Raw genomic sequence first — 8531 nt, 5'->3', positions numbered from 1 at the left:
TCAAGCATAAAACTTGCTAAAGCAATCTGTATCCCAAGTATTAATGCTTGGGCTTTAGACCTAAAGGATTTTTTGGTAAGCAAGGCAATGAATGACTTCATTGCTTTCTTGGGCTTCATCAATCAACAACTCTATGAAAAGGGGATACCTCGGCTCGAAAGTTTTCTCATGCCGGCGAATTTCAGCAGCATCGTTGGTGAATTCGCGAACATCAGTATCCCAAAGTACTGCTCCAGTTTGGTGAAAAATCAATATCACAATGGACATCCAGATTTAGTTCCAAATGGAATGTTTCCCAACGATGCGATTCAATATTCGAGTGAGGGTGTTGAAATCAAGGCATCTCGTCATGCAAGCGGTTGGCAAGGGCATAACCCAGAAGCGATCTGGCTTATGGTCTTTCACTTTGACAGTAATACTGTTAGTGATGTGCAAAGGGGAATTGCTCCGAGACCATTTCAATTCAAAGGGGTGTACGCTGCTAGACTAGAAAAAGAGGATTGGAATTTTTCAGGCAGATCAGCGGCGAGCCGGCGGACAATTACTGCGAGCGTAAACCGAAACGGCACACAGAAAATGAGGGCGAACTGGATATACCAATTAGGTGAATGACAGGCTTAATTGGGTGTCTCTTGTTGATAATTGAGATAATTTGGGGATTGCCTGCTGGCCCATCATATAATACTCTTCGTAACGTTCAAGACCAATACAAGAATAACCAACCGCTTCAGCAGCCGCAACTGTGGAACCCGAGCCCATAAATGGATCTACGATAATACCTTCACCAAGCGGCAGAGAGGCATAAACGATTTGACGAAGGAAGGACTGTGGTTTCAGGCTTGGATGATTGGCAATGTTCCGTTCATTTTGTGGAGTGCGTTCACTTTCGATGACATCTTCAGGGGGATTCCCATTTGGTTTACGGCGCAGCCCACCCGTTTGGAACGCTTTTAGACAATCACTGACTTTCATTCCGTTTGGAATGGGTTTGCGAAAAAGACCCCACGGTTCATAGCAGCCTCTCGGCAGTGTACAAACATCAGGAAATTCTTTCTCCGCGTTCTTTGGCCTGTCACCACCCCGTAGTGTTTTAACCAACCGGACAATCTGACTGCGAAATTCAAAGCCGGCGTCGATGATAGAGGTAAAGACAATTTGAGAGAGAAAAGTGTTTGAAGCCAGAAAGACATGCCCACCGGGGCGTAATATCCTTAAAGCGAGTTTAGCCCATTGACAGAAGTAGTCCTGCATACGACTGCGTTCTGCATAATTCAAGGCAGTAAATCGGGGCAAAGGCGAACGTTGATGTCCATCGAAAGCGGGTGGAATACGCCAAATACCGCCATTTCCATTCGTCCGTTTTTCTAGTTGGTCGAAATCGTATTCTTTTACCCCATACGGCGGATCAGTTACGATAGCATGTAAACTATTTTCGGGGAGATGTTCCATCCATTCAAAGCAGTCTGCATGAATAATCAGGGACCGTTTGAAGAAATGGTGCCCATATTCAAAGGCATATCCGGATAGATCTTTAGCGCTCATAGTGCACCTTAATTATTTTCGACTTCTGTGATGTTCGTTTCTTTTTGGTCGTAATCTTTTATTGTCTAATTTGGATGATATGGTAACGTGTGAATCTATATTTGTCAAAGGTATTTACAGTATAAGGGAGAGCTATGAAAATCACTGAACTCGAAATTCTGCGAGTGCCACCGAGTTGGGTTTGGTTGCGGATACATACCGACACCGAACTGACCGGGCTGGGCGAACCGCACCTTGAGAATCATTCAGAAACCGTTATCACCGAAGTTAAGCGGCTTGAGCCACTGCTGATTGGAAAAGACCCTTGCCGCGTCGAAGAACTGTGGCATCTGATGTATGGCGAGGGCTATGTGGGCGGTCCCATTAAGATGAGCGCGATCAGTGGGATTGACATTGCGCTGTGGGACTTGGCGGGCAAAGCGGCGGGGCTGCCTATCCACAAGATGCTCGGCGGTGCGTGCCATGACCGAATTCGTATGTATCATGCGACTGGTGGCGGGCTCCCTTGGTGCGTGGAGCCGGGACAACCCTACCGCGCCGGTAGACCGCCGGAAAACTCGCTGATACCCGACTCGCCGGAGGCCTATAGGGAAGCAGCGCGAGTGCTGACCGAGGAATGGGGTTTCCGATGTCTGAAAGTTCACTTTGGTCCGGGGGATGACTTGCCAATTACTTCACAGGTGGAGGCGTTTGGGGAAAAATTCGCTGCCGTGTGCGAAGGGGCGGGCCCAGACGCTGACGTGGCTGTAGACATCCATAACCCGCACCCAGCAATCGCAAAACAGCTCATTGAGGTACTGACTCCGCACCGACCGCTTTTTGTCGAAGAGCCGATGCCTGTTGAACGGGTAGACGTTCTCGCCCAAATTACACAAAACGCTACCGTCTGGATGGGCAAATGGATCTTCTTCGATGCACTGTCACGCGGTGCTTTATCCGTGTTACAACCAGACATCTGCCACGCAGGTGGTATTACGGAATGCCGCAAAATTGCGACGATGGGCGAAGCTGCTTACGCCAAGCTGGCGTTGCACTGTCCGCTTAGTCCGCTCGCACTGGCAGCCTCAATCCAGCTAGACGCCTGCACGCCTAATTTCTTGGTACAAGAACACAACGAAGTGAATGACACGCGCGATGGCTCCCGTACCTTAATCGGTAAAGGGTACTTCAAAGAGCCGTTTGTACTCGACGATGAGGGTTGTGTACCGGTGCCGGAAGGTCCGGGGTTAGGGGTTTCGTTGGATGAGGGGGGCATGGAACAAATTATGGCGATGCCGTGGAGCCTTCAGCGGGGATAGTGTAGTGTAGACCGCTTTTCTACTTGACGATGCGGTAGAACTATGTCAGGATAAGATGGGAGTGTTCAGGGCTTGTACACCCATAAACATTAACAGTTTGGTCTAACGGAAGGGGTTGGCATGAAAACGATAGATGCAATTGCGAGAACGTTGAAAGCGCAAGGGATCGAATACTTGAGTTGTTTTCCCACGACATCGATGATTGAAGCCGCAGCCCAAGCAGGTATCCGTCCGATTATCTGCCGGCAGGAGCGGGTTGGGGTGCATATTGCGGACGGATATTCAAGGGTCACAAATGGAGCCACCCCCGGGGTCTTCGCTATGCAATACGGTCCGGGAACCGAAAACAGTTTCGCAGGTGTAGCCACCGCTTTTTCCGACTCGGTTCCGATGCTTTTGTTGCCGCTTGGACACCCAGTTGACAGGCAGGGGGTTTCGCCGCTGTTTCGGTCGGAGGTAAGCTATGCTGCCATCACCAAACGGGTCGAAGTGGTGACCTCTACGGAGCGCATCCACGGTGTAATGCGTCGTTCCTTGGCAGCGCTGCAGCAGGGTAGACCGGGACCTGTGATGGTCGAAATTCCGGCTGACGTAGCGATGCAGGAGGTGGGTGATTTCAATGGAGGCACCTCTCATGTGAAACCCGTCAAATCCCAAGGTGATCCGAGGGATATTGAGGCTGCTGCCAAAGCACTATGCAGTGCCCAGCGTCCTGTCATGATCGCTGGACAGGGTGTTCTGTACGCGGAAGCGACGGAAGAATTGCGGGAACTTTCCGAATACTTAGCTGTACCCGTGCTGACGACATTGATGGGAAAAAGCGCGTTTCCTGAATCGTATCCGCTTGCGTTAGGGTGTGCAACGGGTTCAATGCCCAAAGTGCTGCACCATTTCTTGCACTCCTCCGATCTGATATGCGGAATTGGCTGCAGCTTTACCGATCACGTTATGGCGATGCGACTGCCGGAGGGTAGGACGATTATTCACGCCACAAACGATCCCGTTGACGTTCAGAAAGACCTTGACGCGGACTATCCCATCGTCGGAGATGCCAAGCTAATCCTCCGCCAACTGTTAGAGGCGTGCAAAGATATTACAGGGAATCAGGCTCGGTCAACAGACGATGTGGCTTCACAAATTGCATCCATCAATTCAGAGTGGCTCGGTGACTGGATGCCCAAACTCACCAGTGATGAGACCCCCATCACCCCCTTTCGTGTGATCTGGGACTTGATGCGAGCGATTCCCCCTGAAGATGCGATTGTGACCCATGACGCGGGCAGCCCTCGTGAACGGATGATCAGCTTTTATCGGTCTGCCGGACCGCGTAGCTTTATCGGTTGGGGCAGATCCCACGCGTTGGGCACCGGCTTGGGGCTCATCATCGGTGCCAAGTTGGCGAAGCCGGAAAAAGTCTGCACCTACGTTACGGGAGATACAGCGTTTGGCATGGTAGGCTTGGACTTTGAAACCGCTGTACGGGAAAGGGTTCCTATTATTGTAACGCTGTTTAACAACGGTGGGATGGCAGGCGAAGCGACAGGCGTTGCAGAAGCGGAATATCAGGTCAGCAATCTTGGCAGTGATTACGCAGACCTTGCGCGTGCGATGGGCGGTCGTGGAGAGCGGATTGAAAACCCCGCAGAAATCGTTCCCGCATTTCAGCGTGCCCGACGTGTCACTGAGGAGGAAGGACTTCCAGTATTGCTTGAGTTTATGACAACACGAGAAAGAGGTTCATCCGGTCCCGGCAACGATTTTAAGCCTATATAGCCGGGCTATGGTTAATAGGATTAGGGTAGGGACTGGAGACAAGTACAAAACAGAAACGGGGAGAACCACAATGGTACTCACACCTCAAGAGGTACAACTTTTTCGACATAACGGTTTCGTTAAATTACCGACACGGTTGAACGATGACCTTGTGGCGGCACTGAAAGCAGCGGCATTAAATGATATTGGGCAAGAGGTCGAACCGGTTGCGCGTAATAAAGACGGATGGGTGACTCGCATCTCCGATCTGTGGGGGCGCGGCGGCATCTTTCAGGAGACAATCGTGTGTGACGAAATCCTCAATCCGTTGGAATCGATATTGGGTCCCAATATTGAGTTTGTGCGTAATCGGCATAACCATGTTTATCTTCGTGACCGCGATTCAACTGCTTCGTTAGAACTTCATCGCGATGTGAGACATTGGTCACGCACCATCGTAACAGTGTTGGTCTACCTTGAGGATACCAATCTGGAAAACGGTTGCACCCATGTGGTGCCGGGGTCGCACATATTGCCGGACTTCGTGGATCTGAATGATGGAGAACTCGTGCATCAAATTGCTTTGGGTCAGGTTGTCCCCGTCCCCATGAAAGCCGGTGGGCTACTTGCCATTGACAGCATGATAATTCATTCTGCCGGCACAAATCGGACAGATGGTACGCGTATGAGCATGACATTGGGGTATCATACCCGCGATGAACTTTCTCTTGATAATCCGAAGCGGGTTCTGGTGCGCGGCGAGCGGATTTATAAAGGGAATGATACCAAATTTTAGCCGAAATATGCAAAAGAGATGATCAAGCAACCTGAGGGCAACTACCATAGATGAGAAAATTGGTTCTATTTGATATTGATGGCACGATACTGAGTACAGGCGGAATTGGAGGCAGGGCTCTCTACCAAGCGATCGAGGAGGTCTGCCACGAAAAGAAGATGTTCGGGGACAATCCGACCCCCGCACTTGGACGGGTGCGAATGTCGGGTGGGATGGACACGCAGATTGTACACGATATCTTGGAGGGTGTTCTTCCCGAAAGCACCATCCAGCAACTGCTGCCAGATATTTTTGACCGGATCGCTAAACTCTTGAGAGAAGGCTGCAAAGCGGCAGGTGCGAATGTAATATTGTTGGACGGTGTACGGGAATTAATTTCAGCGGTGGCAGACCACGAGGGGTGTTTGCCCGGCCTTTTGACTGGCAATAATAAAGGTGGCGCGGCTGCGAAGTTGGACGTTTTTAATTTGAACCCCTTTTTCCAATTCGGTGCATTCGGGGACGACGCACGCTCCCGTAATGCGCTCCCAGCTATCGCTGCGTGTCGCGCTTTTGAGAAAACGGGTGAAAGGTTCACCGGTAAAGACATTGTGATTATTGGGGATACACCCCGCGATATTGAGTGCGCTCGTCACGCCGGTGCCTATGCCATCGCCGTGGCTACCGGCACATATTCTCGCGCAGAGCTAACACCATATCAACCGGACGTCCTCTTTGACGATTTGAGCGATACCCAAAACGTCATGGCGACAATTTTGTCCGCGAACGGCGCTCAAGCATAATCTTCGGCGTTGTCTTCGGGGGCGTAGCCGATTTCTTTCCGAGCATTATCGGTGTCCCAGTAGGCGCGTGTGTTATTGGAGATACCATAGTAGATGCCAAACTTCACCGACTCTGCCTCAATGCTCTGTTTGGTCATGTGCACCATATCTCGGTGGCTTAACCAGGTGGACAGGATGCGATCACTTGTCCGATTCTGCACCGACTCCACCGGTTGAAAGGTGCCAATCCGCAGACAAATTACCTGCAGCCCGAATTCATCGACATAGTATCTGCCTAGTGCCTCGCCGTAGGCTTTGCTAGCGCCGTAGTGGCTATCAGGTCGCACCGGCATTTCAGGTTTTGTATAGATACCGTCTATTTCATAGAATCCGGTCACGTGGTTGGTGCTGGCGAATATAACTTGAGGCACGCCGGTTCGACGGGCTGCTTCGTAGATGCAGTAGGTGCCTAAGATGTTGTTTTCGTAAACCGATTGAAACGATGCGCCGACTTCGGGATCCCCAGCCATGTGAACGACCGAATCCACACCGCCTACAACCTCCACCATTTTGTCAAGATCCTTGATGCTCGCTATATGGACCTCTTCGCCCGGCGCTGCCGGTAAAACAGTCCTGTGATAGAGGAGTCGCAAATCGTAATCGTCTTTCAATCCATCGCGCAAGACCCGCCCAATTTTACCTGCTGCGCCTGTAATAAGTATCTTCTTTTGTGACATCTCTGTTACCCTTTCTAATTTTTCATTGAATTAGGAATAGATTTAGTACACCTCATCTATTTTGCCATCTGTTCTGCGTAAAGTCAAGCGTATATCCGGCGAAATATAGAGATGGGCGGATAGCCCAATACAGGTATCCATTGAGGCTATATAGACCGATTTTTCTGAAGCGCTACTGCCAAATGTTTTTCGTTGACATTTCCGCGCAAGCCGATATAATGTCAAATGGATTTCACCTTCTTTTTTGGCTCATGCAAAAAGAATGTGCAAGTCCCGATACATCGGGATTCTGCCTTGCGGAAAGAGCGGAACACGAAGGTAAACCGAGTTTTTTCGGAAAAACTCGGTCTCTATTGCACGATTTCTTAACGTGAGCGTCTTTTTTTATACCGTTTCTGAATAATTTTGTCACACGATTCGGGGCTTGGATCACAATCTAACAGATCGTGCTACAAAAGACATTCAGACGTATTGACATTTTGATGTTCCCAATTTATGGTAGATTTTAGAATTACATAATCCCCCTTATCAGGGGGACTTTGGAAGCTTCGTGAAGGTCGAAGTTATTGGTAAATGTCCACTTATTTCTCTAATTCATCATAGTAAATGCTATCATCTTCACGCTTCAACAATGCGTTATCCTTTACCAGAATTGGTATTATAATCTCTGTAGGTCAAGTATCAATGAACCAATAACCAAATGGTTTTCACGTTTTACGTTTCACGCGCTTAGCGTATGGCGCTTTAATTTTTCATATGAACTAATATCTTTATGGACTCATCAATGGAGGTAATAAACTATGGCACTGCTTGATACGGAAACACAGGTTTCTGTTCTGATTGGCGGATTTACCGGTGGACTGGATCACCCTGAATGTATCAGTTGGGGCTGTGATGGCTTTGCGTATGCCGGCGGCGAACTGGGTCAGATATACCGGATCAACGTGGAGCAGCGGGAATTTGAAGAGTTTGCCAATACTGGCGGATTCGTGGGAGGCATTGCCCAAGATGCGAAGCACCGCCTGTATGTTTGCAGCGGGGGCGTTAAACGGGTTGAACCGGACGGAACGGTGAGCGTCTACTGCGATGGCACGGACGAACAGTCGTTCGAAGCAGCTAACTATCCCGTATTCGATCGACACGGCAATCTGTATGTGTCCCACTCCGGCGGATGGAAAGAGGATAACGGTTGCATCTTTCGGGTAGCTCCGGGTGGTAAGGGCGAGGTCTGGTGTCGCAGTCTCGCGCAGTTCCCTAACGGCGTGGCATTGGACGCCGCCGGTGCATACCTCTATGTTGCCATGAGTCTCAATCCACCGCGTGTTGACCGCGTCGAAATCAAAGCCGATGGCAGCGCTGGGGCTGTTGAAACGCTGGTTCACCTACCGGAGACTGTGCCAGACGGATTGGCGTTCGACACCGAAGGAAACCTATACATCTCCTGCTACCGTCCTGATCGAATCTACCGGCTAACGCCGGACGGACAGCTCGACGTGCTGGCGGAAGATTACGAAGGCACAGCGCTCGCCGCCCCGACAAATATCGCCTTCTGCGGTCAGAACCTCGATCTATTTCTCAGCGCAAACTTGGGACGTTGGCATATAACACACTATGACTTGGGCAAGACGGGAACGCCGCTTAATTA

At 50.2% G+C, this 8531-nt stretch carries 7 protein-coding genes and 1 pseudogene; 6 read left to right on the top strand and 2 right to left on the bottom strand.

Going from position 1 to position 8531, the window contains the following annotated elements; translation table 11 throughout:
- Positions 1 to 87 precede the first annotated feature (87 nt).
- The gene (locus J4G02_19505; protein ID MCE2396720.1) at positions 88 to 612 is read left to right on the top strand and encodes a hypothetical protein; all 525 of its coding nucleotides are present in this window, start codon (positions 88 to 90) and stop codon (positions 610 to 612) included.
- Here the strand turns inward: J4G02_19505 and J4G02_19500 are convergent.
- Positions 601 to 1542, bottom strand: a complete 942-nt coding sequence (locus tag J4G02_19500; GenBank protein ID MCE2396719.1) for a site-specific DNA-methyltransferase — start codon at positions 1540 to 1542, stop codon at positions 601 to 603. The two genes, J4G02_19505 and J4G02_19500, sit on opposite strands and share 12 nt — an antisense overlap.
- A 134-nt stretch (positions 1543 to 1676) precedes the next feature.
- On the opposite strand from J4G02_19500, the gene J4G02_19495 reads away from it, so the two are divergent.
- The 4 genes from J4G02_19495 to J4G02_19480 all read left to right on the top strand — a co-directional run bounded on the left by J4G02_19495 (position 1677) and on the right by J4G02_19480 (position 6170).
- Positions 1677 to 2840: a galactonate dehydratase gene (locus tag J4G02_19495; protein ID MCE2396718.1), complete on the top strand. Its 1164-nt coding sequence runs from the start codon at positions 1677 to 1679 to the stop codon at positions 2838 to 2840.
- Between the two features lie 120 nt (positions 2841 to 2960).
- The gene (locus J4G02_19490) at positions 2961 to 4613 is read left to right on the top strand and encodes a thiamine pyrophosphate-requiring protein (GenBank protein MCE2396717.1); all 1653 of its coding nucleotides are present in this window, start codon (positions 2961 to 2963) and stop codon (positions 4611 to 4613) included.
- A 70-nt stretch (positions 4614 to 4683) separates the two neighbouring features.
- Positions 4684 to 5388 carry a phytanoyl-CoA dioxygenase family protein gene (locus J4G02_19485; protein ID MCE2396716.1) on the top strand — a complete coding sequence of 235 codons (705 nt, stop codon included), beginning with the start codon at positions 4684 to 4686 and terminating at the stop codon, positions 5386 to 5388.
- A gap of 50 nt (positions 5389 to 5438) precedes the next feature.
- Entirely contained in the window at positions 5439 to 6170 is a 732-nt protein-coding gene (locus tag J4G02_19480) for an HAD family hydrolase (protein ID MCE2396715.1), read from the top strand.
- Here J4G02_19480 and J4G02_19475 read toward each other — a convergent pair.
- Entirely contained in the window at positions 6161 to 6886 is a 726-nt protein-coding gene (locus J4G02_19475; protein MCE2396714.1) for an NAD(P)-dependent oxidoreductase, read from the bottom strand. The two genes, J4G02_19480 and J4G02_19475, sit on opposite strands and share 10 nt — an antisense overlap.
- An 800-nt stretch (positions 6887 to 7686) precedes the next feature.
- Here J4G02_19475 and J4G02_19470 point away from each other — a divergent pair.
- Positions 7687 to 8529 (top strand): annotated as a pseudogene (locus tag J4G02_19470) (SMP-30/gluconolactonase/LRE family protein).
- The last annotated feature ends 2 nt before the right edge of the window (positions 8530 to 8531 follow it).

The sequence above is a fragment of the Candidatus Poribacteria bacterium genome (genome assembly GCA_021295755.1).
In the GTDB taxonomy this organism is placed as follows: Bacteria; Poribacteria; WGA-4E; order WGA-4E; family PCPOR2b; genus PCPOR2b.
This window is presented reverse-complemented; position numbering and strand designations above follow the sequence as displayed.

Bases quoted from the DNA above. Each gene is read 5' to 3' on its own strand.
- J4G02_19505 (MCE2396720.1), top strand. From the start codon at position 88: ATGAATGACTTCATTGCTTTCTTGGGCTTCATCAATCAACAACTCTAT.
- J4G02_19500 (MCE2396719.1), bottom strand. From the start codon at position 1,542: ATGAGCGCTAAAGATCTATCCGGATATGCCTTTGAATATGGGCACCAT.
- J4G02_19495 (MCE2396718.1), top strand. From the start codon at position 1,677: ATGAAAATCACTGAACTCGAAATTCTGCGAGTGCCACCGAGTTGGGTT.
- J4G02_19490 (MCE2396717.1), top strand. From the start codon at position 2,961: ATGAAAACGATAGATGCAATTGCGAGAACGTTGAAAGCGCAAGGGATC.
- J4G02_19485 (MCE2396716.1), top strand. From the start codon at position 4,684: ATGGTACTCACACCTCAAGAGGTACAACTTTTTCGACATAACGGTTTC.
- J4G02_19480 (MCE2396715.1), top strand. From the start codon at position 5,439: ATGAGAAAATTGGTTCTATTTGATATTGATGGCACGATACTGAGTACA.
- J4G02_19475 (MCE2396714.1), bottom strand. From the start codon at position 6,886: ATGTCACAAAAGAAGATACTTATTACAGGCGCAGCAGGTAAAATTGGG.